General features: G+C 45.0%; 21 protein-coding genes and 1 pseudogene. 11 read left to right on the top strand and 11 right to left on the bottom strand.

Translation table 11 applies throughout. From position 1 onward, the window contains the following. Nucleotides 1–112 precede the first annotated feature (112 nt). Nucleotides 113–517 carry a cupin domain-containing protein gene (locus tag ABDW16_RS27995; protein ID WP_343674431.1) on the bottom strand — a complete coding sequence of 135 codons (405 nt, stop codon included), beginning with the start codon at nt 515–517 and terminating at the stop codon, nt 113–115. A gap of 349 nt (nt 518–866) precedes the next feature. On the opposite strand from ABDW16_RS27995, the gene ABDW16_RS27990 reads away from it, so the two are divergent. The 3 genes from ABDW16_RS27990 (at nt 867) to ABDW16_RS27980 (ending at nt 7037) form a co-directional block, all read left to right on the top strand. Next, nucleotides 867–3893, top strand: a complete 3027-nt coding sequence (locus ABDW16_RS27990) for a TonB-dependent receptor (RefSeq protein WP_343674429.1) — start codon at nt 867–869, stop codon at nt 3891–3893. Nucleotides 3894–3904: 11 nt separating this feature from the next. Beyond that, on the top strand, nt 3905–5458 hold the full coding sequence (locus tag ABDW16_RS27985; protein ID WP_343674427.1) for a RagB/SusD family nutrient uptake outer membrane protein: 1554 nt from the start codon (nt 3905–3907) through the stop codon (nt 5456–5458). A 112-nt stretch (nt 5459–5570) separates the two neighbouring features. Next, the gene (locus ABDW16_RS27980) at nt 5571–7037 is read left to right on the top strand and encodes an RICIN domain-containing protein (RefSeq protein ID WP_343674425.1); all 1467 of its coding nucleotides are present in this window, start codon (nt 5571–5573) and stop codon (nt 7035–7037) included. Nucleotides 7038–7080: 43 nt separating this feature from the next. Here ABDW16_RS27980 and ABDW16_RS27975 read toward each other — a convergent pair whose 3' ends face one another. The 4 genes from ABDW16_RS27975 to ABDW16_RS27960 all read right to left on the bottom strand — a co-directional run bounded on the left by ABDW16_RS27975 (nt 7081) and on the right by ABDW16_RS27960 (nt 13017). Next, entirely contained in the window at nt 7081–10203 is a 3123-nt protein-coding gene (locus ABDW16_RS27975) for a CusA/CzcA family heavy metal efflux RND transporter (protein WP_343674424.1), read from the bottom strand. 3 nt (nt 10204–10206) lie between these two features. After that, complete coding sequence (locus ABDW16_RS27970; RefSeq protein ID WP_343674423.1) at nt 10207–11289, bottom strand: efflux RND transporter periplasmic adaptor subunit; 1083 nt, start codon at nt 11287–11289, stop codon at nt 10207–10209. Nucleotides 11290–11299: 10 nt separating this feature from the next. After that, a complete protein-coding gene (locus ABDW16_RS27965) occupies nt 11300–12598 on the bottom strand; it encodes a TolC family protein (protein ID WP_343674422.1) in 1299 nt (432 codons plus the stop codon). A gap of 98 nt (nt 12599–12696) precedes the next feature. After that, entirely contained in the window at nt 12697–13017 is a 321-nt protein-coding gene (locus tag ABDW16_RS27960; protein ID WP_343674420.1) for a hypothetical protein, read from the bottom strand. A gap of 292 nt (nt 13018–13309) precedes the next feature. Here ABDW16_RS27960 and ABDW16_RS27955 point away from each other — a divergent pair, with 292 nt between their 5' ends. Continuing rightward, nucleotides 13310–13708 (top strand): helix-turn-helix domain-containing protein, encoded by a 399-nt coding sequence (locus ABDW16_RS27955; protein WP_343674418.1) that lies wholly within the window; start codon nt 13310–13312, stop codon nt 13706–13708. Here the strand turns inward: ABDW16_RS27955 and ABDW16_RS27950 are convergent. Further along, nucleotides 13705–14187, bottom strand: a complete 483-nt coding sequence (locus ABDW16_RS27950) for a cupin domain-containing protein (protein WP_343674417.1) — start codon at nt 14185–14187, stop codon at nt 13705–13707. The two genes, ABDW16_RS27955 and ABDW16_RS27950, sit on opposite strands and share 4 nt — an antisense overlap. Before the next feature lie 397 nt (nt 14188–14584). Then, a complete protein-coding gene (gene metX, locus ABDW16_RS27945; protein WP_343674416.1) occupies nt 14585–15601 on the bottom strand; it encodes a homoserine O-acetyltransferase in 1017 nt (338 codons plus the stop codon). Between the two features lie 286 nt (nt 15602–15887). On the opposite strand from metX, the gene ABDW16_RS27940 reads away from it, so the two are divergent. The 7 genes from ABDW16_RS27940 (at nt 15888) to ABDW16_RS27910 (ending at nt 23165) form a co-directional block, all read left to right on the top strand. After that, nucleotides 15888–16310 (top strand): OsmC family protein, encoded by a 423-nt coding sequence (locus ABDW16_RS27940; protein ID WP_343674414.1) that lies wholly within the window; start codon nt 15888–15890, stop codon nt 16308–16310. A 153-nt stretch (nt 16311–16463) separates the two neighbouring features. Then, nucleotides 16464–17645: an aminotransferase class I/II-fold pyridoxal phosphate-dependent enzyme gene (locus tag ABDW16_RS27935; protein WP_343674413.1), complete on the top strand. Its 1182-nt coding sequence runs from the start codon at nt 16464–16466 to the stop codon at nt 17643–17645. A gap of 171 nt (nt 17646–17816) precedes the next feature. Further along, complete coding sequence (locus ABDW16_RS27930; RefSeq protein WP_343674412.1) at nt 17817–18392, top strand: hypothetical protein; 576 nt, start codon at nt 17817–17819, stop codon at nt 18390–18392. Between the two features lie 26 nt (nt 18393–18418). Then, the gene (locus ABDW16_RS27925) at nt 18419–18769 is read left to right on the top strand and encodes a hypothetical protein (RefSeq protein ID WP_343674411.1); all 351 of its coding nucleotides are present in this window, start codon (nt 18419–18421) and stop codon (nt 18767–18769) included. Between the two features lie 67 nt (nt 18770–18836). Then, nucleotides 18837–21368 carry a DUF5686 and carboxypeptidase regulatory-like domain-containing protein gene (locus tag ABDW16_RS27920; RefSeq protein WP_343674409.1) on the top strand — a complete coding sequence of 844 codons (2532 nt, stop codon included), beginning with the start codon at nt 18837–18839 and terminating at the stop codon, nt 21366–21368. Between the two features lie 434 nt (nt 21369–21802). Further along, nucleotides 21803–22009: a hypothetical protein gene (locus tag ABDW16_RS27915; protein ID WP_343674408.1), complete on the top strand. Its 207-nt coding sequence runs from the start codon at nt 21803–21805 to the stop codon at nt 22007–22009. Between the two features lie 124 nt (nt 22010–22133). Further along, nucleotides 22134–23165, top strand: coding sequence for a rhodanese-related sulfurtransferase (locus ABDW16_RS27910; protein ID WP_343674407.1), 1032 nt, complete (start codon nt 22134–22136; stop codon nt 23163–23165). Between the two features lie 229 nt (nt 23166–23394). Here ABDW16_RS27910 and ABDW16_RS27905 read toward each other — a convergent pair whose 3' ends face one another. From ABDW16_RS27905 to ABDW16_RS27890, 4 genes and pseudogenes are all read right to left on the bottom strand, one after another. Next, entirely contained in the window at nt 23395–24054 is a 660-nt protein-coding gene (locus tag ABDW16_RS27905) for a hypothetical protein (protein ID WP_343674405.1), read from the bottom strand. 154 nt (nt 24055–24208) lie between these two features. Continuing rightward, a complete protein-coding gene (locus tag ABDW16_RS27900) occupies nt 24209–25600 on the bottom strand; it encodes an ATP-binding protein (protein WP_343674403.1) in 1392 nt (463 codons plus the stop codon). A gap of 7 nt (nt 25601–25607) precedes the next feature. Next, nucleotides 25608–26294, bottom strand: coding sequence for a response regulator transcription factor (locus ABDW16_RS27895; protein ID WP_343674402.1), 687 nt, complete (start codon nt 26292–26294; stop codon nt 25608–25610). 37 nt (nt 26295–26331) lie between these two features. After that, a pseudogene (locus ABDW16_RS27890) lies at nt 26332–26810 on the bottom strand (ABC transporter ATP-binding protein); the annotation flags it as partial.

Here is a 26810-nt window from a genome sequence, read left to right as displayed (position 1 = left end):
TGTGGACTGGTATTATAAGGCGGCCAGTTTGCCGGTTGGTGGCAAAATAATAGTGGTGGCAGTGGATCTGCCGGGGAATGAAACGGTGCGGGAGGTGAGATTAGAATGAAAATTACTTCGCCGCAGGGGTCTTTTCTGTTTTCCATTTAATAACATGGTACACTGCTTTAGTAGTACCCACGTTTTTAATGCCATGTAATTGATTAGATGCCTGGAAAATGACAGAACCCGGGCCAACACGTTTTGTTATGCCATTTACGGTCGATTCAACCGTTCCTTCTTTAATGATAATCAACTCTTCGTCAGGATGTTGATGTGGGGGATGAGGTGCCTCTCCCGGATTCAGCGTAGTTACATGCAGCTCCAATTCATCTAATGTAAGCGTGGGTGATTGAAGGAACTGGCGTTTTTCTCCCGTTTTAGTACGTTCCACCCTGATGTCGTTCCAGTCATATATGGTAGACGACAGGGGAGGCTGCTGGGCTTTGCGTGCCACAATGGCGATTGGTATGCACATTACCAGTACAGTTATACAAATGAAGGTTATTTCCCGCTTTGTCATTGTATATGCTTTAGGTAAGATTAATTTACGAAACAAATCCCGGAAAAGTGAATTCCGGCAAAATAAAGACGTTTATCGTCATTAATTGTCAATTAGACATGAAAATTTACACACTGAAGGAATACCCCGGCAAAAGGCAACAAACAACAGTCATAAAATAAATGATTTTACCCCCCTTTTTTTAACGATTTACCCCTGTTTGCACTATTTATGGGATGCTATTTTTGCCACTGTTCCTATAAAACTGGGCTCAAATATTCGGGGACTTAGCATTCATTCTTATTTATTTAAACAGATTCTCGTTATGAAAAGATTTCTAACCATCTTTCTTTTCCTATTTCCGTACGTTACACTTTTTGCCCAGCAATCGAAGATCACGGGCAGGGTGGTTTCCGGCGCGGACCCATTACCGGGGGTAACGGTGCGGATTAAACACACCAGCCAGGGCACAGTAACAGATAATAAGGGTCAGTTTACCCTTACGGCAGGTATTGGCGATACCCTGGTATTCAATCACATCTCTTTTCTTACACGGGAGGTAGTGGCAAGCGGCAATGGCCCCATAAATGTATCGCTGGTGTCTAGCAGCCAGAATGTGAACGAAGTGGTGGTAGTAGGTTATGGTACACAAAAGAAAGCAAATTTAACAGGCTCTGTCGGCGTTGTTAAAATGGAAGACATGGATAGCCGGCCACTGACAAACCCCGGTCAGGCATTACAGGGTACTGTTGCTGGCGTATATGCGTTGCAAAGCTCAGGAAAGCCCGGTGATGATGGGGCGGTACTCGACATTCGTGGGGTTGGTACATTTGGCGATAATACGCCTTTGGTATTAATTGATGGTTTTCCGGGAAATATAAACGATGTTAATGCCAATGATATTCAATCCATATCCATATTAAAGGATGCTGCTTCGGCCTCTATCTATGGTAACCGGGCCGCTAACGGCGTAGTGCTGATTACGACCAAAAAGGGAGCTGCCGGCAAATTGCGGGTGAATTATACTGCATATTATGGTTCGCAGAGTCCCACCAGGTTGCCACATGTTTTGAACTCAGTAGACTATACAAGACTCTATAATGAGGCATCTATAAATTCCGGCGGAACTGCCAAATACGCAGACTCTATCATTGCAAAGTATGCAGCACATAATGATCTGATGTACCCAGACATCAATTATTTCAAAGTGTACTATGGCAATGCAAATATTCAAAATCACCGGTTAAGCATTTCAGGTGGAAACGATAATGTCAACTATGCTTTTATGCTTGGCCGCCTGAACCAGGACGGTATCCTTGTAGGAACCAACTACAAGAAAACGGACTTCAGGTCAAATATTGATGCCTATTTCCTAAAGAATAAAAGACTCAGGTTTTCAGGTAAGTTAGCCGGAAACCTGGGTGTAAAAAATGAACCGACAGACCTGTGGAATGCAGAGTGGTATGCAACACTTGCACCGATTCACCCTTTACGCAATGCGGCTGGTCAATGGGTATCTGTGAACGGTGAACGAAACTATTATGGTGAAATCCAGGAAGGTAGCACAGCGTTATCCAAACGGTACAATTTCAACGGACAGGTAGAAGCTGAATATAAGATTTTAAACGGTCTGAGTGCCCAGGTTACTTACGGCTATAATGTAATGACTTCAAAAGCAAATGCATTTCATGCAAATGTAACCTTGTATAATGAAAGCGGCACCACTACCAACCTGGTTTCCAATCTGAATGTTACCAATGAAACAGACGTTCAGTCCCTGCTGACCTCATTGTTAAAATACAACAAAGTACTCGGTAAACACGAGGTGAACTTACTGGGTGGTTATTCCGAAGAAGAGTTTACCTATGATTGGGAAAGCGCCTACCGTTCAGGATTTGTTAATAACACACAACGCGTGCTCAATCTTGGAGACCCTTCTACCCAAACAAATAATGCTGGTAGTTATGACCTTGGATTGCGCTCCTATTTTGCGCGGGCTAATTATGCTTTTGACGGCAAGTACCTGTTTGAGGCGAACATCAGAAGAGATGGCTCATCCAGGTTTGCAAAAGAACACCGCTGGGGAACGTTTCCTTCTTTTTCTGCAGGTTGGGTGATCTCAAAAGAGAGCTTTATGGAAAACCTGACCTGGCTGGACCAGCTTAAGCTCCGTGCTTCATGGGGCCGATTAGGCAATCAGAACATCAGCAACTATTATAATGGAAGCGATATCCTCACATCCGGACAAAACTACTCCCTGGGCGGTACATTGTATTCCGGTGTGGCCGTTACTGCTATGACCAATAAAGACCTGACCTGGGAAACTGCACAGCAGCTTGACTTTGGTATTGACATGTTGCTGAAGAAAAACTTTGAGATCACTGCCGATTATTTCGACAAGAGAACAAAGGACTTATTAATGACCCAGTCTATACCACTTACTATGGCGCAATCCGCACCCTATGCAAATGCCGGTGAGGTGCAGAACAGGGGTATTGAAGCTGCTATCACTTACAGAACCACCTTTTCCAATGGGTTCAAGCTGAGAGCAACAATCAATGCTTCTCATATGGTAAATAAGATCACCAAAATGGATGTTGCTGAACAGCTTACTTCTCCTAAAGCTGTTAAAGTCGGCGCAGCCATCAATTCATTCTACGGCTACAAAATGGATGGCATATACCAGATATCAGATTTTACCTGGCAGAATAACAGCGATGCATCCATACCTTATGCTGACCGTGCCTATGTACTGAAATCTGACGTCGTAAAGGTTTCCAACTATACAGCGCAACCTGGCGATATCAAGTATAAAGACCTGAATGGTGATAAGGTAGTTGACATGAATAATGACCGCACCATAATAGGCAACCAGTTCCCTAAGCTGACTTATGGACTCAATCTTAATATGGAATGGAAAGGATTTGACCTGGGTATGTTCTTCCAGGGCGTTCAGGGTATACAGGGATATACCTATTATGAAATTGCCACTCCATTCAGCGGATTTGCAAACATGGGCAATTGGTGGCTTAACCGATGGACACCTGAAAACCCATCCAATACCCTGCCACGGCTCACCTTAGATGGTGCACGTAATAATATTCATTCCTCTTTTTACATGGAGAATGCTTCGTATCTGCGTTTGAAGAATCTTGAACTGGGCTACTCTCTTAGTCCAAAACTCCTTTCCAGGGTTGGTATCAGTACCCTCAGGATCTATGGAAACGTACAAAACGCTTTTACTATTACGAATTTCAAAGGGTTTGATCCTGAGCAAACGGTTGGCCAGACCAGGGCTGAGGCTTTCCCGCAGGTTCGTATAATGACGATGGGTGCAAGTGTTAACTTTTAAAAGAGCAGTTCATGAAAAACATATATAAAATAATTCCTTTCTTCTTTGCTTTGTCTTTGTTTGGTTGTAAGAAAGATCTTCTTGATAAAACGCCAAAGGACAGGCTTTCTCCCGCTACGTTTTTTCAAAATGAATCGCAATGCAAGCAGGCGCTGATAGGTATTTATAATGCCATTCAACCCAACGCCACGCCTTCTCATTTTTACCAGTTCGATTATATGTCTGATAATGGTTACTGCCAGGATTCATGGCAGGGGTCCAGGGAAGTAGGCGAATGGCTCACCAATGCCTCCAGCTGGGCACCTTATGCTAAATGGACAATGGACTTTGCGATCATTTCCAGGGCAAATGAATTTTTGCAGGACATCAGCAATGCAACTGTAAGCGAAACAGTGAAAACACAAATGTCTGCCGAAGCTAAATTCTTAAGAGGTTATGCCTATGCTGACCTGATTACCTATTTCGGGGATGTGCCGCTTATTACAAAGGTATTGGCATTGTCAGAGGCTTATGTGTCAAGAACTGCTAAAAGCGAGGTGCTTACCCAGATCCTTGCAGATTTTAATGATGCAGCCACTAGTCTTCCTGCTTCTTATTCCGGAACAGATGTAGGACGCGCTACAAAAGGAGCAGCGCTTGCTTATAAAGCTAAAGTGCTGTTATATAACCAAAAATGGGCTGAAGCCGCACAGGCCGCACAGGATGTGATCGATCTGGGAGCATACAGTTTATATACAGACTATGCAGGCTTGTTTGATGAGGCGCATGAAAATAATGTAGAAGTTATTTTTGACATCCAGTATATTCCTACTACCCAGGCCCAGCCATGGCCGTCTTCTGCCTTATCCCTCAGCAGCTGGCCTACAGCAAATGTTACTGCAGACCTGATCAATTCTTATTACATGACGAACGGGCTGCCAATTACAGATGCAAATTCAGGCTATAATGACCAGGATCCATTTAAGAACCGCGATCCCCGACTGGCGGCGTCAGTGGTATTGCCTGGTTCATCTTTCGGGTCCTCTACATTCATACCTTCTCTTGACCAGGTACCTTGTGGTGCACGGCCACGCAAGTATGCTGCACTGGGCATTGCAGATGTCAACAACTGTTCTTTGAACACCATCCTGATGCGCTATGCAGATATCTACCTCATGCGTGCAGAGGCACTGATTGAATCAGGAAGTACAGCCCAGGAGATCTATACACTGATCGACAAAGTAAGAGCCAGGGTAAATATGCCAACAGTAGAATCTGTGGAAGGCGTGGGGCTCACGCAGGCACAACTCAGGGCCATTGTACGTCATGAAAGGAGAGTAGAGTTTTACAACGAAGGCACACGCTATGCTGATATGTTCAGGTGGCAGGATGCATCTCTTGTGCATGATGTATATGGTTATGATAAAGCATTATTGTCAAACCCTGCAAGCCCTGCAACATGGACCTTTAAACAAATAAAGGTGGAGACAAGGACTTTCGATGCTGCAAAGGGATGGTTGTGGCCCGTTCCGCAGGCTGATATAGATATCAATAAGAATTTACTTCCAAATAATCCGGGCTATTAAAAACGCCTGATGCCAGATTAATTCCAGGTGATCCGGGACATGAAAGTCCCGGATCACTTCCCGTGCAGTTTGTTTCGTATGAATTTAATCATCAAACCCAAATATCTCCGTTATGAAAAGAAACCCAATTATCCTCTTCATTTGTTCGCTATTTTTCTTAACCGCCTGTTCCAAAAAGGAAACGGCTATTGACAAAATCCAGGCTAAATCGCTTACCGCGCTGGCTACCAGTACTCCGACTAATACGAATAGTTATCGGGGCATTAACTGGGCTGACCCTAATGGTAATGAAGCTTCTGCAAGAGTGGTTACACCCAGCGGGCTGTCGTCTACCTCAACAGCAACGGATGCCGCGGCTGTAGGTAAGCGTATTGCCGATTCTTTAAAGGTGGCCGGTGGTACGACCATACGAATGCCTATTACTCCGCTAACTGCCAGTAATACATCTTACTGGCCTGTATACCAGGCGGCTATTAATGCTATCGTAGCAGAAGGCGTTAATGTTATACTGTGCTACTGGCCTGACGGCGTACATCATGTGCCAGACACTACACAGTGGTATACCATGTGGAAAAAGGTGGATACAGTGTATAAAAACAATGGTTCCGTACTTTATGAACCGATCAATGAACCTGTAGATTATTCCGGCACTGATCTTTGCAATCTCTATGCAAACTTTTTAAATCAGCTGAGTCCTGCTTCCTGGAAATGTATCCTGGATGGTACAGGATATGCAGGAGAAGTGATCACAGTGGGTAATGACAGCCGGTTAACCAGCCAGTATCTTGGACTGCATTGCTACTGGTGGTTTTATGGATCTTATAATGTATGGTCAAGTTACTATAACATCGTATCAGGCAAAGTGGGGTCATACGCTTCGAGAACGATCATTACGGAAGTAGGCATTGAAACATTCCGTAGGGTCAGCTTCTGGTGGCAGTGGGATACAGGCGTATATGAAGACCAGGCGTTCCTGACAGGCTCCCTGGCTTATTCAAAAGATAACCTGATAGGAACGATTGCCTGGTCAGGCGTAAATGATATTGACACCTATCGCTGGTTTTCGGCAAACAATAATCTTGTGGAAGTAAATCCTGGTTGTGCCAATATGTTCAGATGGTCATGGGGCCTGACTGCTTCTCCAAAATGGCAGGGACCAATCGCCGATGGGAGATTTAAACTGCAGAACCGGGCCAGTGGTCTGATGCTTGATAATCTTGGAAGTACAACAGATGGCGCCAGTGTAGCGCAATGGGCGGATGGAACAAGCGCCAATCAGCAATGGAATGTGAGTTATACAGCAGGTTATTATACACTGAGTTGTGTGACCGGGAAAAATTGCCTTGATGTAGGCAGCAACACTGCTGATGGTTCTGCTGTGCTGCAAAAGGCTTTAAGCTTTTCTAATAATACCCAGCGCTGGTCATTTGTTGCTACCGGCGATGGTTATTATAGGGTGGTGAACCTGACTACAGGTAAATGTCTTGATACCGGTGGTGGAACCACTAACGGGTCATCCATGCAACAATGGTATAGTAATTCAAGCTATAACCAGCAGTGGAAATTCATCCAGTTATAATAAAAAAAATGGGCAGGTACTCCTGCCCATTTTTTTTTTTTAATTAGTCCATCTTCTGACCTACTTTCCTGTAGCCCAGGTAAAAGAATAATGGGAACACCAATAAGGTTAATATCGTCGCCGTAATCAAACCGCCAATCACCACAATCGCCAGTGGCTTGGAAGTCTCAGACCCAATCCCCTTAGACAATGCCGCCGGCAACAATCCAATCGCTGCCATCAGCGCCGTCATCACCACCGGGCGTACTCTTTCGCGTACCCCATCCCGTATGGATATTTCCAGGGTATGGTGATTAAAGTCGTGCTTCTTCACCTTCGCCATATTATTCTTGAACACCGATATCAATATTACCCCATTCTGTATACATATACCAAAGAGGGCAATGAAACCAATACCTGCCGAGATACTGAAGTTCGTACCTGAAATTAATAACGCGGCAATACCTCCTATGATCGCAAATGGTACGTTGATCAATACCAGCCCTGCATCCTTCACATTTCCAAACATCACAAACAGGATGATGAAGATAATCATCAGGCTGATAGGTACCACCTGCGTAAGGCGTTTGGTAGCACGCTGCTGGTTTTCAAAGTCGCCGGCCCACTGCATTTCATAGCCTTTATCCAGTTTCACATCCTTCTTTACTTTTGCCTGTGCTTCTGCAATCACACTACCCATATCACGACCGCGTACAGAGAATTTCACGGCAGTATATCGCCTGTTGTCATCCCTGAAAATGATGCTCGGACCCGTCAGCGTCCTGATATTTGCAATGTTCTTGATAGGCACTTTTGCACCACGCAGGGTAGGCACCATTAAATCACTGATCGCTTCTGCATTGTTACGGTATTGCTCTTCGTAACGCAGGCGCAGCTGGAATTTACGCTCCCCTTCATAAATCTGTGTGATGGCTTTACCACCAATCGCCATTTCGATAATCGCATTGGCATCGGCAGTCGTCACACCATACAGCGCCATTTTATTTTCATCCAGTTCGATATCCATTTCGGGCTGACCAATATTCTTGATCACACCTAAGTCTTCCACCCCCGGAATCTTCTTCATAATATCGTACACCTGGTTGGCTTTGCCCTCAGTATATGCCAGGCTATCACCATAGATCTTCACGCACAGGGATCCTTTCACACCAGATACTGCTTCTTCCACGTTGTCCATAATCGGCTGGGAGAAGTTCAGGTTGATACCCGGGTATACAGCCAGTTTCTGCTGCATACGGTCAATCAGCTCTTCCTTCGTAATACCGCTCTTCCACTGTTTCTTTGGATAGATATCTACGTGGAATTCGATGTTGTAAAAACCAGTAGCATCTGTACCATCGTTCGGACGGCCGGTTTGCGACATCACCTGTTTTACTTCAGGATAAGAGAGGATGATGCGGCGCATTTTATTTGCGATAGACTTCGATTCTTCGAGCGATACACTGAGCGGACAGGTAGCACGGATATAGATGGCCCCTTCATCCAGTTCGGGGAGGAACTCACTACCTAAGAATTTAAAATTAAACAGCCCTACTACCACTAAACCTACCGCCACCAGCAAGGTGAGTCGTTTGTTCCTATATGTCCAGGAGAACATTTTCATTACACCATTGGTAATGAACTCCACGAATACATTGTGTTTCTCCTTTACATTCCTGCGCAGTAACAAACTACTGAGCAATGGAATCAGTGTAAGTGTGAGGATCAAAGCACCCAGGAGCGCAAAGCCCAGTGTCCATGCCAGGGGAGAGAACATCTTACCTTCTACCTTCTGGAAAGAGAAGATAGGCAGCAGACCTGCGATGATGATCAGTTTGGAGAAGAAGATCGCTTTACCCAGTTCACCACCGGTGTTCTTGATAATACCCAGTTTGGAGAGTTTGTTGAACCGCTCCATACCCATCTGGTGTGCCCTTTGATCCAATAGTACAAAGATCCCTTCCACCATCACGACGGCGCCATCTATGATGATACCGAAGTCAATCGCCCCCATCGACAGCAGGTTTGCAGACATGCCTTTCAGTGTGAGACAGATAAATGCAAACAGCAGCGCCAGCGGAATCACAATTGCTACGATCACCGTAGTACGCCAGTCGGCCATGAAGAGGAATACGATCACCGTTACGAAGATGATACCTTCCAGCATGTTGTGCAACACGGTGTGTGTAGCGAATTCGATCAGGTCACTGCGGTTATAAAAGGTATTGATCTTTACATCGGGCGGCAGCACTTTTTCGTTCAGGTAAGTAATTCTGTCCTGCACGCGTTTGATCACCTCACTTGGGTTTTCACCCTTACGCATCACGACGATACCTTCTACCACATCGTTCCGTTTGTCACGACCTACCTGGCCTAAGCGGGGCAGGGCAGAGACAGAGACAGTACCGATGTCTTTTACTAAGATAGGAGTACCATTGATATTGTCAACGATGATATTGTCAATCTCTTCTGCATTGTTCAGTAAACCGATACCGCGTACTACATAGGCCTGTGAGTTATCTACGATTACATCACCACCTACGTTGATATTACTTTTGGAAATAGCGTTCGATACATCCAGTGGGGTAATATTATAAGAAGCCAGTTTTTGTGGGTTTACTGCAATTTCGTACGTCTTCACTTCACCGCCAAAGCTCACCACATCACCTACACCGGGTACGTTTAGCAGGCGGCGTTCAATCACCCAATCCTGCAGGGTTTTCAGTTCCCGCACCGTCTTGGTTTTGCTTTCCAGCGTATAGCGGAAGATCTCACCGGTAGGGCCGGTGGGTGGCTGTACATCAGGATCAGCACCATCAGGCAGTGCTACATCGCGGAGCAGGTTGTTTACCTGTTGACGGGCAAAAGCATCATCTACACCATCTTCAAAAATTACTTTTACCACAGACAGGCCGAATACGGTCGTAGAGCGTACAGATTCTTTTTTCTGTACAGGGTTCATGGCTATTTCCACGGGCACAGTCACGAACTTTTCCACTTCTTCAGCACTTCTGCCAGGCCATTGGGTAATGATGGTGATCTGTGTATTCGTTACATCGGGAAATGCCTCGATGGGAATATTTTTGAATGCGATCACTCCCCATACGATGAGGATGATGGTCGCAAAACCTATGAAGAGCTTATTCTTTAACGAAAAAGCAATGATCTTTTTTATGATTTTCTGCATGGATTATTTTGTATTAAGGGCATCATAAATAAATACCTGAGAGCTGGTCACTACCTGGTCATTTACCTGCAGACCAGAGATGAACGCCCTGTTGTCGATACGGCGAATCACATTGATCTCACGGATTTCGAGGCCCTTGGCAGTTTTCACGACTACGTACTGCTTGCTGTTGTCCATCACCACTGCATTGGCAGGGATGCTCAGCATGCTGGTAGCGGCTGGTTTGGTATTTACTTTTACTGTGGCAAACATCTCAGGTTTCAGTTCCCCATTTGGATTCTGCATGCTGATACGCACCTGCATGGTACGGTTAGAAGGGTCCAGTACATTGTATACTTTATCGATCTTACCGATGTAATCTTTTTCAGGATTTGCGAGCGTGGTCACGCGTACTTCGTCGCCCAGTTTGATAGCAGGAATATCAGCTTCGTATACGTTTGCGATGATCCATACGGTATTCAGATCAGCAATAGTGAAGAGGTTCGCGTTGTTGTCCTGGCGAACTTCGGAGTTGTTGGAAATATTTTTCTCAATTACATAACCGCTGATGGGTGCTTTCAAAGTATATGCAGCGCTGCTGCCACCGGTGATGTTAGCTACCTGGTGGGCGCGGTTCAGTTCAGATTCAGCTTTCTTTTCTTCAATCTGTGCAGCCAGGTAATCCTGTTGGGTAGCGAGGTTGCCTTCGAAGAGCGATTTCTGTGTTTCTACATTCTTTTTTGCCAGGGCTACATTTGATTCAGCTACCGCTACATCGTTGCTGATGCCGGCTACTTCGGTACTTTGCAATACGGCGAGGAGCTGACCCTGTTTTACAAAATCGCCCAGTTCTACATTCACAGATTTGATCTTACCGCTTACCAGGGCGTATACTTTTGCTTCCCGGGTTTCGTCCGGCGAGATTTTACCATTCAGTTTGATGGTTTCCGAAGGATTTTCAAAAGTAGCAGGTGCGGTCTGTACATTTTTTACCAGGCTATCTGACAGTGCGTTTTCGTCTTTGGCTACTTCAGGCGTGTGGCCACCACAAGCTGTGAGCATACATCCGAGTGCAACAGGAAAGAGATATATAACAAAAGGTTTCATGACTATACTATTAATTATTGAACAAAGTTTTACCAACTGCAAAATTGAGTGTTTCTATAGCTTGCATCCTATCATTTTGCAATTGGTTTAGTTGCAGCATATTTTCTTTATAAGAGTCGTAGAAGTCTGTGAGCTCCAGCAGGCTGAGATTCTTTTTCAGGAAGTTGTCAGTCACTGATTTCAGCAGCTGTTCGAATTGTCCACGAAATTCCGGATCTACAGATTCCAGCATTTTGTCTGTGTTCAATGCTTTCACGTAAGCAGTCTGCACTTCATTTTCCACCTTTTGTGTTTGCTGTGTTACGAGCAGTTTATTCTGATCGATGGAGTAGCTGGCGGCTTTGATGTTGCCCTGGTTCCTGTTAAAGAAGGGGAGGTCGATACCTACAGTGAGGAAGGACGCATTGTTCACGAAGCTGCCGCGCTTATCGAAGTCAGCGCCGAGGTTCAGATCGGGTACCGCCATCGCTTTTTGCAGTTTCAGGTTTTGCTGGTTATAGAGCAGATTGTTTTGGGCCAGGAGCAGGTCCTGACGGTTGGCGTATGCGGTGTCTACCAGGCTTGCCAGGCTGGTATTGCGGATAGCAGGTACGTTGGCCGCTGCATTTTCAGGCATATCAATTACATAATAGGCATGATTATTTGCGAGCAGGATTTGCAGTTCAGATTCGATATCGCTTACCTGGTTTTGCATGGCGGTGCGGTCTGCTTTGAGGCTATAGAGCAGGGAGCGGAGGCGTACAGCGTCTTTCAGGGTAACGAGTCCTTTGGACTGTAAATCTTTGTAGGTGGCATCCATCTTTTCGAGCGCAGTGATCTGGTCTGCATAAGCCTTCATAGAATTCTGCAGGTAGTAGGCCTGGTAGAAGTTACTACGGAGGGAGTAGCGCAGGGTTCTCAGCAGGTCGAAGAAGGCATTTTCAGACATGGCAGCATTGGTTTGCGCCAGCTTTACCTGCTTGTTTCTTTTGCCTGCAAGGGAAATGAGCTGGGTGATACCGATTTCATATTGCCCTGTTTGGTTACTGATGTCAAAAAATTTCTTCCTGTCAGGGTTGTACAGGTTTCCGCTCAACTGGAGGTTGGGGTTGTTGTACAATTTGGACTGGATGATCTGGGCGCGGGCGATAGAGATATTGTACTTCTCTGCCAGCAGGTCCAGGTTTTTATCCAGGAATTGTTTTTCCGCATCCTGGAGGCTAATGTGCACGGTGTCTTGTGCAGATGCTTTGAATGCGAACAACAACATGATGATACAACTGGCTACAATCCGGGGATGGCGCTTTGTTTTAGAATCCCGACTATACATCTTATTTTAATTTAATACTATTTTAATGTGTGTATGCACACGACGTTTTCTTATCAACCTTTGTGGTTGATAAAAGTTCATGAGTTATAAAGTAAAAGTTAGGCTTTGGGGGGTGGTGTGAGGATCTCGTAAGCGATGGCGGGTGGTTTTTGTACTGCCATCAGCGGGTAAGCCACAGCCAGGTCGTTTGTAGAGGGTTCCTGTTTGGTACAGGAAATTTGTTGTTGGCTGAAGATGTAATAAGACACGCTGTTGCTTCCGGTAAAGTAGTGTGGCTGATCATCATCTTCGTCCTGCCGGGTGAATTCTGTATTGCCCAGCACTACATGATTGACAAAATCGAATAAGGTGTTGACATCATTGATCTGTCTGCCCCGGGCATCGAAAATATCACTCTCATCCGCGACCGGGATAAACATAGTAGTCGCAATATGTAGGAAGAGTAATATGTATGAAAATGCCTTTGTCATGCTAAATCTGGTACAAATATAGATTGGGGGTATAATAGTTTAAAGGGGCTTAAGGAATTTTAAGACCTTTTTAATCAGATTTTAACGCATTGATCAGGTTATAATAACATTGGGATTAGGGCGATTTGGGGGAGGATAACAGCGGGTTTAAACTTTTGAACGCTTAATTTCCTAACTTAGATGAACTTGCCCATTTGTATTATTTATTGCTAAGTTTATTCGTCTATAAACCGCCCGATAAATGGAATCACAATTATATAAAGGATGCCCGGTACAATTCACGCTGCAATTCCTTGCAGGGAAATGGCGCATCGGTATTCTCTGGAATTTACGGGAAAAATCCATGCGATTCGGCGACCTGAAACAGTCATTACCAGGTATTACCGATAAGGTTTTAATGAATGAATTGCTGTATTTTACTCATAGAGGTATAATCGGGAAAAAGGAGTTCCGGGAATTTCCACCCAGGACTGAATACAGTTTATCTCTTACAGGTAGTAGCCTCCTTCCGATTATCGAGCAAATAATCATTTGGGGATATGAGCATTTACAAGATGAAAAAATAAACGAGAAAATGTATGTGACACCTATTGAAATTATAGAAGACCTGGCCGCCCTCGGCAATAAGCCTCGGATTTAGGGATTCCTGGGGAATTTTATTCCATATTTTGCTGCCGTAGCTATCAGCCGCGCTATATCAGGGGGGCCGGAAGGCAATGGGGCTTGTTTCACTTCAGGCGCGGGTTCGCTCATCTCAATAAAGTATTGCTCAAGTCCTCCGGGTGTCAGTAATATCAACACTTCAGATCGCGCTGTTAGTACTTTAAAGGAATGTTGGATATTGCGTGGTAAAAACATGGTGTCGCCTGCGACTGCATGATATGTTTCATTTTTTACAGAAAATTCAATCTCTCCTTCAAGTAACAGAAATGTTTCATCTTCCTTCGTATGGATGTGGGGTGGTGGTTCGAGACCTTTTATTTCGCTCATTTTTAAGAGAGAGAAAAGTCCATTTGTGTCAGCTGACCTGAGCAGGACAGACAATAAATGCCCAATATACCAGTAGGAATTTTTTAATGAGGGCTTTGTTAGCAATGGTTGGTCATTTGTGATGGTCATATTAAATTTTGGAAGTGATAGCGCGGGCAGCAATAAGCTGCTAAAACTGGCGGTAGATGTTAGAAAGGATCTCCTGTTTAACATGGAGGTAAGATTTTAATGTTGTACAAGTTACGGGCATGCTTTCTAAAAATGAATATACTTACCTAAAGGAAAGTGAAGGGAAATCATATTAAACAGTTGATCCGACAGTGTTAAATTTTTGAAATTGAAAGTGCTTGGGGGGTAAGTACAGCTTTTTACGACGTGAGGTTATCAGGATTTAATAACAGTCGGATTAAGCCAGCCAATCATTCAGTAGTGCATCAGTCATGTTTACTTTGATAAGGAAGCCATTTCTGTAGCAGGATATCTGGTCGTTTAGTGATTTACTAGTCAGGATTTAATAGTAGTCGGATTAAGCCAGCCAATCATTTAGCAATGCATCTATCATATCTACTTCGATGAGGAAACCATCATGGCCGTACGAAGAATCGATTTCATGATAAGTAGCATTCGGAATGTGTTTCGCAAGGAAGTGTTGTTCTTCCGGTGGGCAAAGTACATCGCTGGTAATGCCGACGATAAGGGTAGGTTGTGAAATAAGGGCAAGGGTACCTGCCAGATCGGTGAGGCGACCCCGGGAGATATTGTGGCTATCCATCGCTTTGGTAAGGCGCCAGTACGCCTGGGCATTGAACCGTTTTACGAGTTTGTCGCCCTGGTAGTTAATATAGGAAGCTGCCTTGAAGTCATCTGTCTTTTCACTGTCCGGGTCGGACTGTGTCCGAACAAAGGTCTGGTAGTTACGATAGGTGAGCATGCCGATGGCTCTGGCGGCTTTTAAGCCATTTGCGCCGGCATCGGGGCGGTTTTCACGCCAGGTACTGTCTGCCTCGATGGCGAGGCGCTGAGCGGTATGGATAGCTATTCCCCAGGCACTTTCGGAAGCGCCGGTACTGAGCAGGCAGAGCTGATGGATGCGGGTGGGTTCCAGCAGTGCCCATTCCAGGGTCTGGTAGCCGCCCATGGACCCGCCCATGAGCAATTGAATTTCGTCAATACCCAGGTGTTCGCGCAGGAGCACGTGCGCCTGCACCATATCCCGCACGGTAATCTGTGGGAAAGAGGCGTAATAAGGTTTTCCGGTGGCGGGATTGATGGAAAGCGGGCCGGAACTGCCGTAGCAGGAGCCCAATATGTTGGCACATACAATGAAGTGACGGGCTGGGTCAATGGCCCGCCCCGGACCGATCAGGCCTTTCCACCAGTCGGCTACATCCGAATTGGCAGTAAGGGCATGGCAGATCCATATCACGTTACTTTTGCTGTGGTTCAGCGTACCGTATGTGTGATAGGCGATTTGCAGCTCCGGCAACACGACCCCGGACTCCAGTGTAAAAGTGTGCTTATTATGATAGATCTGTACCGTCAAAACCCCGGAAAAATTTGCGCAAATATAACATATGAGAGGTATAAGTCAAGAAAATGGGAAGAAATTTGGAAATTATCAAATTTATTCGGGCCGGGGGTAGTATGGAAAATGCATCTCTTTTTATTTTATCTGATGGCAAAATTTTCTGAGCTCGCTGGATTTGAGGTAAATAATGACTTCTTCTTTTTTGGGGCGGCCGACTCCTTCCTTGCTGCCGCAGGCCAGTTAAGGCAAGCATAAAAATCCTCTTGCATTACTTATATTTGTAGGATAAACAACACCGAACATGAAGATTTCACTACAGAGAATAGACGACGCATTCAACATGGAAGCAGTAGACGAGCAGGGACACAAGGTTTTGATGGACTCTTCCCTGGAGAATGGCGGGAAGAATAACGGCGTAAGACCTATGCAGATGTTGCTCATGGGACTCGGTGGCTGCTCCGCTATAGATGTAGCCATGATCCTCAAAAAACAACGCCAGGAATTGACTGACTTTAAAATCGAAATAGACGGAGAACGTGAAAAAGGTAAAGAACCTTCCATTTGGGAAAATGTTCATATCATATTTCATCTTTCTGGCACCAACCTGGACCAGGACAAGGCTGCAAGAGCGGTGGAATTGTCTATGACCAAATATTGCTCTGTAGCAGAGACCCTTCGCAGGGCAGGAGGCAATCTGACGTGGGAAACCAAGGTAAATGGTTGATTAAAGCAAGTAAATACTTGACACAGGCAAATTGTGCAGGGATAGCAAATAGCTAGGCAAGCTATAGACAATTAACCTAAACGAGTCGGGCAAATTGTAAGCAATTAACCTGAATAAGTCAGACAAATTGAACACAAATAACTTAAATAAGTAATGGAGAAAGATCAATACCGGCCGGAGACAAACGCAGTCAGAATTCAGACAGAGAAGACGTGGCAGATGGAACACTCCACACCTCTCTTCCTCACATCCAGCTTTACCTACGACAGTGCAGAAGAAATGCGCGCCACCTTTGCAGACGAAACGGACAATAACATTTACAGCCGTTTCAGCAATCCAAACGTAGACGAATTTGTACGTAAAGTATGTAGCCTGGAACTGGCTGAAGATGGTTATGCCACCGCATCCGGTATGAGCGCCATATTTGCGAGCTTTATGGCCCTCATGAAAGCAGGCGATCATCTGCTCTCCGCCAGCTCAATCTTTGGCTCTACCCATACTGTCATTACCAAATTTCTACCTAAATGGGGTATTGAGTACACTTACTTCGATATCAACAAACCAGAAACCGTAGAAGCGCTGATCAAGCCAAATACGAAGATGATGTTTGTAGAAACACCTTCCAACCCGGGCCTGGAAGTAGTTGATATCAGCCTGCTGGCAAAGATTTGCGACAAACATGGCGTTATCTTAAACGTAGATAATTGCTTTGCATCTCCTGTACTGCAAAAGCCTATCGCACTCGGCGCACACATCGTTACTCACTCCGCTACCAAGTGGATGGATGGCCAGGGGCGTGTATTAGGTGGAGTAGTAGTGGGCCGTAAAGACCTGATCAAGGAGATTCATACCTTCTGCCGTAGCACTGGTCCGGCAATGTCTCCATTCAATGCATGGGTACTGAGCAAGAGCCTCGAAACCCTGCATATCCGTATGGCAAGGCATTGCGAAAGCGCACTGGCCCTGGCCAAAGCACTGGAAGGTAATTCCCTGCTGCAATGGGTGAAATATCCTATGCTTGCCAGCCACCCCCAGCATGAAATTGCAAAGGCGCAAATGACCGGCGGCGGTGGTATTGTATGTTTTGAACTGAAGGGCGGACTGGAGCAAGGTACCCGTTTCCTGGATGCCCTGAAAATGCTGACCCTGACGGCCAACCTGGGGGATAGCCGCAGTATCGCATCTCATCCTGCAAGTACTACACATGCGAAACTGACCAATGAAGAAAGACTGAAAGTTGGTATTACTCCTGGTATGATTCGTATCTCTGTAGGGTTGGAAAATGTACAGGATATCATCGAAGATATCACCCAGGCATTGGAAGCAAGCAAGTAATGTTGCATTTACGCTGATCGCCTGAACACACAGGAAAATGTACCCTTAATATCCATGATATTAATCAGGCGTTGGAAATAACCAAATAATTTTGCATATTTGAAGGGCTGAACAAAAAGTATCTCTTTGTTCAGTCCTTTTTTATTTCCTTTACCTACTTTTTTAAATCCTATGCGTCGTACATTATTCCTATGCCTTGCTCTTTTGGCTACAATTACCGCCGTTGCGCAGCGCGGCGTAGCTATTCTGCCCGTCTCCATTAACTATGGTATACCTGCAGGCGAGGTTACAGCCGAAATGCAAGATTACAGTAAGAAAATTGGTGTCTTTTTACAGGAAGCACTCTACAACTCTCTCTATGCCGGCGGCGACACGCTACAACCCGCATCGAGAACCAATAAAATGCTCACTGATGCCGGCATTGAACCGGATCAGCCATACTACCTGGACAAAGCCGGCCTGTGCATCCTCCTGAAAGTAAAGTATGTAATTGCCGTACAGGTAACCTTCGGTAAAGGCGTGGATAAAGCGAAGAAAGAAGGAGGTCCGGATTGGTACAAGCTGACAAACGACCTTGATAAGTCCCGCAGCTTCAAACTGGAAGTGTTTGCTGCCAATGGGCAGAGTGCCTGGGACTACCGGGAAAACTTCAGCTGGAACCAGCTCATCGTTCCAAATTCGCAGGTATTTCAGCCTGACACTTATGTAAGGGTGAAAAAACAAATTGAGGGCTTTTTGCAGTTATAATAAGTCCTTTTTGTTATCTTCCCGTTATGAAGTCTTTCCCTCGTTTTATCTTAATCGTTATACTCAGTTACCTGGGTGGTTTATTTTTATCATGGTGGACAGTGGCAATTGCAGCTTTTATTGTAGCTGTAATCATTCCATTGCCGCCGTTCCGTAGTTTTATGAACGGCTTTATCGCCGTTTTCCTGCTTTGGCTGGCATTGGCCTTCCTGGCAGACGTACGTAATGACCACATCCTGGCAAACAGGATGAGCGAATTGATACTAAAGGTTAAAAGCCCGATACTCATTGGTGTAGTTAGTGCATTTATAGGTGGGCTTGTAGCAGGCCTGGGCAGTTTGTCAGGTAGTTATCTGCGGTACAAAAGGAAACTATAAACTCATTTTAGAAGGATCGTTTTTGCCAATGGCCCAAGCGATCCTTTTTTTCAGATAAATGGAAATTATGCCCAAAACCGCATTGACCCTATTCTTTAGTATCCTGTTTAACCTCGCGCAGGCCAGCATTATCAAGGGACGTATTACCAATGAACAACAAACTCCGCTTCCATACGCCACCATCTTTATAAAGGGTACCACTACGGGTACCACCAGCAACGCTGCCGGGCAGTATCAGCTGGATATACCAGCAGGCACCTATACATTGGTGTGCCAATATATGGGCTACCGTAAACTGGAAAAACAAATCACCGTTACCAATACAGATCAGATCCTCGATTTTGCCTTACAGCCGGTAAGTATGCAGATCAAAGAAGTGGTGGTCAAATCCGGTGGGGAAGACCCTGCCTACGCCATCATCCGGGCTGCTATCAAAAAACGCGACTTCTATCGGCACCAGGTGAGCGAATATACCTGCAATGATTATATCAAAGGCATGTTCAAAATGAGGAACGTGCCGGAACAGGTGTTATTCCAAAAAATTAATAAAAAAGACATGGGGCTGGACTCCAATGGACAAGGTGTGGTATTCCTCTCTGAATCCATGACCCGCGTGGACTTCCAGGAACCAGACAATGTAAAAGTCGAAGTGCTCTCTGCACGCCAGAGTGGAGGGGGATTTGGATTTAGTTTCCCGGCGTTCATTGACCTCTATGATAACAATGTCACCGCTGTTATTACCCAGTTTAATAAACGGGGCTTCATTTCTCCCATCGCAGAAAATGCCTTACTCTATTATAAATACCAGCTGGAAGGCACCTTCCAGGATGATGGCAAAACCGTCAATAAAATAAAAGTGATTCCCCGCAGGAAATTCGAACCATTGTTCTCCGGTCATATCTTCATTACTGACGACGACTGGCGGATCCATAGTGCAGACCTGATGCTCACACAGGATTACCAGCTCGAGATCATGGATACCCTGCGTATTCGCCAGATACATGTGCCGGTGAACAACGAAGTATGGCGCACCAAGGACCAGGTCATTTCCCTTAGCATCAAACAATTTGGATTTGATATGGTCGGTAATTTTGTGAACGTGTATTCTAATTACGACCTGCAACCCAACTTCCGGAAAAAGCATTTTGACAATACTATCATGCGGTACGATACCGCTTTCGATAAAAAGCAGCTGGCCTACTGGGATAGCATTCGCCCTGTACCACTGGAAAAAGAAGAAGTAAAGGACTTTCATGTAAAAGACAGCACCGCCCAGGCCCAAAGGGATAGTGCCCGATCTACCCACACGCTGGATACCCTGCGCAAGCACCAGAAACCTGTCAAAATAACCGACATTTTCTGGTCAGGTGCGAAACATAACTATTACTTTCAGCGGGATACCGGAATATACTCGCATCAGCTCTCCCTGAAAGGATTGATCAGGCAACTTGAATATAACACTGTAGAAGGGTTGGTACTAAGTGTGGAACCAGAACTGAACCTGCACCTTGCCAGATCCCGGGAACTGAAGATCATGCCTTATATCCGCTATGGATTCAGCAATACCCACCTGAATGCCTGGACCTACCTGCAGTGGACACAGGAAAGCCGGATCCGTAATCGTATTGGGCAGAATACCTGGACCCTGGGGGGCGGTAAAAGAGTGAGCCAATTCAATCATGATAATCCCATTTCTCCGCTGGAAAATGAGTTCTACACCCTGTTCCTGAAGGAGAATTACATGAAGCTGTACGAGAACTATTTTACCACCCTGCAGTTTACCCGGCGCTTTGAAAACAACTCTTTCCTGAGGCTGGGGGTACGGTATGAGGATCGCATGCCATTGGAGAATACGACTGACTTTGTATTTTTTAAGAACAGCCATAAAGCGTTTCTGCCAAATCATCCTTATGAACTGGCAGATATTCCGTTTAACCGGAACCAGGCTTTGGTGGCAGAATTGGGGTTCTCTTTCCAACCGGGGCAAAAGTTTATTGAATTGCCTGACAGGAAGATTGCATTTGGTTCCAAATACCCGGTTTTTGGCGTTACCTATACAAAGGGGATCCATGGCATAGCCGGCAGTGATGCGGACTTTGATAAGTGGCAGTTCCAGGTGAAGGACAATATGAACCTGAAGTTGTTTGGAGAATTGATGTATAGGGTAAGAGTGGGCGGTTTCCTGAATGATAAGCATGTAGATCTTCCTGATTATCAGCACTTCAATGGGAACCAGACGTTTTATAATATCAATTACCTGAATAGTTTTCAGCTGGCGCCTTATTACAAGTATAGCACGACGGCGCCGTTTTATGCTACTGCAAATGTGGAGCATCATTTTAACGGGTTGCTCACAAATAAAGTTCCCTTGTTAAACAGACTGAAATGGAACCTGGTGGCGGGTTCTAATGCTTTTTATGTGAATCAGGAGAATAATTATGTGGAAGTTTTTGCGGGGTTGGAGAATATTTTTAAGCTGTTGCGCGTTGATGTAATTGCGGGGTACCAGAGTAAGGATGCTACGCGAGTGGGAGTGAGGGTAGGATTTGGAGGGTTGTTTGGCGGGATGGTACGGCAACAGAATACGCCGGAGCCGTAAACGCCGGCGAAGGCGGAAATTCACATTTTCATAAAAAAAGGGAAAGCCTGCCATTGACTTTCCCTGTCTGCTTTAAAATCTTTCTTTTCTTGCTTTATAGCTTTCTTTGGGATCACGATCATAAAAGTAAGCCAGGACGCGGTATATCCACAATCCTACAATTAAATAAAAGATGTAGAGAAAAACTGTACTCATAAATTCACATTTTTGGGTTTAACGCTGATTACTTGTTTGGTTCGTTTAAGTCAAAAAGAGTGCCAAGTCTTAAGATTTATTTATATACAATAATAATCAGATAGTTACGCATGTCCGGGTAGGGTTGCGGCAACCTGAACTTTTTGTATTTGTAGCTTGTTATAATAGATATAATCTAAATTCAAGCCAGATTGAACTGGATTATTATAACATGTTCGTGTGAATTAAATTATCCCCTTATGAGAAGAATTGCATTATTCGCATTTGTCCTGGGCGTGGTACTGGCTACGCTGGCCTACTTTGCGGAAATCTATGACTGGGTAGGTTTACAGGAGTATTTAACGGTCGGTTTTACAGGTTATGTATTGATTATCAGTAGCGCAGCTTATTATTTATCCTCCATTTTGTACGAGTGGTCTATGGAACCCACCACCTGGGAGGCGTAAAATATAAAAGCTTATTGTTACCTTTGCAGCTTCCTGACATAAGGTCAGGGGTTACGAAACCCACAAAGGGAATCGTAGAAATTTTGCTCACAAGGCAAGTGTTCTTAAAATTTCTACTCAAACAATGGCACTACACAACCGCATTTCTGCCGCTGAACTAAAAGTGAAGCTGGCAGCAGAGACGTTCCGTCGCGTTACCGTCTCGTTTTATCAGTACGCAAAAATTGAAGATCCACAGGCATTTCGTGATGACTTGTACCTCAGGCTCGATGAGCTGAAGGTATTTGGACGTATTTATGTGGCATCAGAGGGCATCAATGCCCAGATCAGTATTCCTGAGCATCACTTTGAGGAATTCAGGAACCGGCTATATGGGTATCCTTTCCTCAATGGCATACGCCTGAATATTGCTGTAGATGACGATGGCAAATCTTTCTGGGTATTGAAGATCAAAGTTCGCGAGAAAATTGTGGCAGATGGTATCGACGATCCTACATTCTCCATGGAAAATAAAGGTAAGTACCTGAAAGCCAAAGAATTCAATGACCTTACTGACGATCCTGATACCATTGTGGTGGATATGCGTAACCACTACGAATATGAAGTGGGGCATTTTCAAAACGCGATAGAGGTACCTTCTGACACTTTCAGGGAACAATTGCCAATGGCAGTGGATATGCTGAAGGATAATAAGGATGCGAATATTGTGATGTACTGTACTGGTGGTATTCGTTGTGAAAAGGCATCGGCTTATATGCTGCATCACGGGTTTAAGAATGTATTCCACCTGGAAGGCGGTATTATTGAATATACTAACAAAGCGAAGGAACAGGGATTGCCGCTCAAATTTAAAGGTAAGAACTTTGTATTTGATGATCGGTTAGGTGAGCGTATTACAGATGAGATTATCAGTAATTGTCATCAATGCGGTCAGCCGTGTGATACGCATACGAACTGTAAGAATGATGGTTGCCACCTGCTTTTTATACAGTGTGAGGCGTGTGCAGCAAAGTATGATGGATGTTGTAGCGAGGAGTGCCAGTCTGTGTACCACCTGGAGCCTGAAGTGCAGCAGGAAATGAGAAAGGGAATGGATAAGGGGCAGATGGTGTTCAATAAAGCAAAGCAGCGACTACGGCCGAGGTTAAACGAATAAAAACTATTTTCATAAAAAAAGGGGATGTATCATACTGCTGATACATCCCTTTCTGCTTAACCAAAATTGCTATTCTAAAGGATACGAGTTACTAAAAGAAAAACCGCCCCGCGTTGTTTCTTCTGCGGCGGGGCGGAGTAATTGAGCATGAAAACAGTTCAGACAAATTTAACATCTGAAAGAGCTGCGTTTGCATGTCCATTCTATCAACCTATATGCGAACTAAAACTTAATTTTCACTTAATGCATCATAGATCAGCTGCTGGTGATCTGATATCACATTTTCGCCTGCATCCAGTCCTTTGCTGATATATGTTATTTCTCCTGATGTAGTATACGTTTCCACCTCTCTCAGCTGGATATTATACTTATCCTTAAACACCAGTACATAATTCCTGCTATGATCTGCAATCACGGCATTCTCCGGTACTGCTACCATATCATCGCCTTCGCTATAATGTAATATGACTTTTGTGAACATCTCCGGTTTGAGCAATTTGTTCATATCATCCAGCTTAATACTTAACTGCATTGCATTAGAGAAGGAGTCTACCGCATCGACAGTACCGTAGAAGATCTTGTCTGGTAGTGCGGCAGTTACGATTTCAGCTTTATAGCCTTCTTTTACATCTTCCAGATGCCCGGAAGAATAATCTACAAGGATTTCTACATCTTTCTGCTTATTGGCCCTGCCAGCTACTTTTCCTGAAAAATGTAATTCCATTTGCACTGGTTCAATACTGGCAGTATCTATTCGAATTGTCTTCAGCATGGTATCACTTAGTACAAAAGTCTTTTTAGTGGCCCCGCCTTCCAGCTGCGGATGTTTACAGCCCCCCAGGAAAAATCCAGAGGAAAGTAACAGGGAAAAAAGAAAATTGCACTTCATGTCGTTCTGTAGAATAATAGCAAAATTCTATATTCTCACTTAAAGAATGCTTTAAAGGCAATTAAAAACGCCTTAAAATACGGGAGTGAGTGGGGGAGCAGGCCAAAGGCCAGGTGAGAAATTTCATGGCAGGAGGAGGGGGAAAAGGCGTATCCTATGCGTGGGGCAAAATAACCGTGAATACAGTACCCTTCCCGGGGGTAGAAGAAGCAGAAATATGCCCTTTGTGCAGTAGTACAATCTTTTTACAGATAGAGAGCCCCAGGCCATGACCGCGGGTTTGATGAGCATTTGCCCCTCTATAAAAGGGTTCGAAGATCTTGCTGAGCTCTTCCGGCGCTATACCAATCCCATTATCTCTAACCTGGATTTGTATATTATGCGTAAAGAAATCGATTGTAACCCGCGCTGTATTATCAGTGGAGAATTTAAATGCATTGTCAAGCAGGTTCAGGAATAATACCTTCAGCAGGCTCTCATTGCCCTGTACTACCAGCTCTGTATCCTGCTCCGGCACTTTCAGAAAACTGATATCTACCTTCGGTCCTTTCTGCGGCTCGCCTGCTACAGGCACATGTTTGAGTTTAACCAGGTTGCCCATTTCCAGCAGCAGCTCATCCATACGTACTTCACTGAAGATAAACTTCTGCTGGTTCAGCTCACTCTGTGCCAGCTGCAGCAGACCATTACTCAGGTCAGAAAGGTTCTCTGCATCTTCCAGCACAGATGCCAGGATATCAGCATATACTTCTTTGGTTCTTTCTTTGGAGAGCGCTACCTGTAGCTGGCTGATGATAGATGCCAGCGGTGTTCTCAGCTCATGACTGGCATTGTTCACAAAGCTCTTCTGCAGGTCGAAGGCATCACTCAGGCGCTGCAGCATGGTGTTGAAGTTCGCCCCCAGCTGTGCAATCTCGTCCTTGCCACGGGCCTCCACACTGATGCCCTGGAGGTTATTGGCATTGATGGTCTTTACCTGCTTTACCAGTTTATCGATTGGCTGCACCATCTTCCGGGCAAAGAAATAACCGATGATGACTAACAGGATCACCGCTACGATAATTTCAATCATCAGGATCCGCTTCAGGTTCTGCAGGTTCTGATAACCGTATTTATCAAAGGAAGATACCAGCACTATCACCGATACATTGCCTTCGGTATAATGTACGCCGACCAATTCCCCGTTATCACGGCCATGGCTATACTCTCCGTACTTCTTAATATAATCAAGCAGCGGACGGGAAGTACGGATGGCTGTATCCTTCATATTAGAATACAGCAGATCGTAGTTCAGGTTATATACAAGTATGCTTTCTTTATAGAGGTCCTGGAAGGTGGTTTTATCCAGTTTGCGCAGCAGGTCTACTTTTACGGTATCATCTTCAATAATCACATTGGCGATAGAGCGTGCGCGGTATTCCAGGCGGTCCAGGTACTCTGCCTGCCTGGATTGGGAAGAAAAGTAGTAAGCGAGAATAGCGAAGGTATTCAGCAATATGATGGCTGAAATGGAGTAGGAGAGTGCTATTTTATATTTGATCTTCACTTATTCACTATTCTTCTGCAAGGTAGTATCCCATACCGGTTTTAGTATGCAGCAGCTTAATGTCGAAATCCTTATCGATTTTCTTGCGGAGAAAGTTCATGTACACTTCAATCACATTGGTACCTGTATCAAAGTCAATATCCCATACCTTTTCAGCAATGACGAGTTTGGAGATCACCTTCCCTTTATGCAGGGCCAGGAATTCCAGCAGCTGGTATTCCTTGGCGGTGAGCGGAATTTTCTTACCGCTGCGGGTTACCTCTTTTTTCTCCCTGTCTATTTCCAGGTCGGCGATGACGATCTTGTACTGGGAATTCTGCTGTACTTCGCTGCCGGCTCTTTTCAGGAATACGCGGATGCGGGCCAGGAGTTCCCGGAAGTCGAACGGCTTCACCAGGTAATCATCTGCCCCCAGCTCAAAAGCCTGCATCTTATCTTCCATACCACCCAGGGCAGTCAGCATGATAATGGGAATGCGGTTATTGCGGCGACGGATCACTTCGCACACTTCATAACCATTGCTATGGGGCAGGTTGAGATCCAGGATCACCAGGTCGTAATTATTAGACGCACCCAGGCTCTTACCCATACGGCCATCGTAGGCTACATCTACCTCAAAGCCATTTTCCTCCAGCCCTTTTTTGACGGCGTTGGCTACTTTTATTTCATCTTCGACTACGAGTATTCGCTGCATAAGCTGATTTATGAATGAAGCATACTGATGGAGCGGATCAACCTTCCAGCTCCATCAGTTTTTCAAATGCCTTTTCGTATTCTTCGGTGGCGCTTTTCAATTCTTTGGCCAGTTGGGCATACGCTGTTTCTACCTTTTGAAAACGGGCTTTGTCAGCATATACTTCCGGGTTGTTCATTTCAGTTTCCAGGTCGGTCTTCTTTGCATTCAGTTTAGCCAGTTGTTCTTCCAGTTGCTGGAATTGCTTCTGCTGTTTCTGCAATTCTTTTTTCTTATCCTTATCGATCGGCGCTTTGGGTTCCTGTTTAACTACTACCGGCGTAGCCGTATCTTTTTTCTGTTCTTTGGCAACGGCTGCCTGTTGTTTGGCTACTTCTGCCTGGCGTCTTTTATGTTCTTCCCACTCGGCATAGGTGCCTTTGAATTCCTTGATTTCACCGTCCACAATTTCCCAGATTTTGTTAGCCGTCTGGCTCACGAAATAACGGTCGTGGGATACGAGTACATAGGTACCAT

Origin of the sequence: Chitinophaga sp., assembly GCF_039596135.1 — a bacterium.
Lineage (GTDB): Bacteria > Bacteroidota > Bacteroidia > Chitinophagales > Chitinophagaceae > Chitinophaga.
Note: the sequence above shows the minus strand (reverse complement) of the source record. Positions and strands in the feature narration are given on the sequence as shown.

Coding starts and splice junctions, on each gene's coding strand:
- ABDW16_RS27965 (WP_343674422.1), bottom strand. CDS start 12,598: ATGTATAGTCGGGATTCTAAAACAAAGCGCCATCCCCGGATTGTAGCC.
- ABDW16_RS27950 (WP_343674417.1), bottom strand. CDS start 14,187: ATGACCATCACAAATGACCAACCATTGCTAACAAAGCCCTCATTAAAA.
- ABDW16_RS27910 (WP_343674407.1), top strand. CDS start 22,134: ATGGCACTACACAACCGCATTTCTGCCGCTGAACTAAAAGTGAAGCTG.
- ABDW16_RS27975 (WP_343674424.1), bottom strand. CDS start 10,203: ATGCAGAAAATCATAAAAAAGATCATTGCTTTTTCGTTAAAGAATAAG.
- ABDW16_RS27920 (WP_343674409.1), top strand. CDS start 18,837: ATGCCCAAAACCGCATTGACCCTATTCTTTAGTATCCTGTTTAACCTC.
- ABDW16_RS27925 (WP_343674411.1), top strand. CDS start 18,419: ATGAAGTCTTTCCCTCGTTTTATCTTAATCGTTATACTCAGTTACCTG.
- ABDW16_RS27960 (WP_343674420.1), bottom strand. CDS start 13,017: ATGTTTATCCCGGTCGCGGATGAGAGTGATATTTTCGATGCCCGGGGC.
- ABDW16_RS27995 (WP_343674431.1), bottom strand. CDS start 517: ATGTGCATACCAATCGCCATTGTGGCACGCAAAGCCCAGCAGCCTCCC.
- ABDW16_RS27915 (WP_343674408.1), top strand. CDS start 21,803: ATGAGAAGAATTGCATTATTCGCATTTGTCCTGGGCGTGGTACTGGCT.
- ABDW16_RS27935 (WP_343674413.1), top strand. CDS start 16,464: ATGGAGAAAGATCAATACCGGCCGGAGACAAACGCAGTCAGAATTCAG.
- ABDW16_RS27985 (WP_343674427.1), top strand. CDS start 3,905: ATGAAAAACATATATAAAATAATTCCTTTCTTCTTTGCTTTGTCTTTG.
- ABDW16_RS27930 (WP_343674412.1), top strand. CDS start 17,817: ATGCGTCGTACATTATTCCTATGCCTTGCTCTTTTGGCTACAATTACC.
- ABDW16_RS27970 (WP_343674423.1), bottom strand. CDS start 11,289: ATGAAACCTTTTGTTATATATCTCTTTCCTGTTGCACTCGGATGTATG.
- ABDW16_RS27980 (WP_343674425.1), top strand. CDS start 5,571: ATGAAAAGAAACCCAATTATCCTCTTCATTTGTTCGCTATTTTTCTTA.
- ABDW16_RS27940 (WP_343674414.1), top strand. CDS start 15,888: ATGAAGATTTCACTACAGAGAATAGACGACGCATTCAACATGGAAGCA.
- ABDW16_RS27990 (WP_343674429.1), top strand. CDS start 867: ATGAAAAGATTTCTAACCATCTTTCTTTTCCTATTTCCGTACGTTACA.
- ABDW16_RS27895 (WP_343674402.1), bottom strand. CDS start 26,294: ATGCAGCGAATACTCGTAGTCGAAGATGAAATAAAAGTAGCCAACGCC.
- ABDW16_RS27905 (WP_343674405.1), bottom strand. CDS start 24,054: ATGAAGTGCAATTTTCTTTTTTCCCTGTTACTTTCCTCTGGATTTTTC.
- ABDW16_RS27955 (WP_343674418.1), top strand. CDS start 13,310: ATGGAATCACAATTATATAAAGGATGCCCGGTACAATTCACGCTGCAA.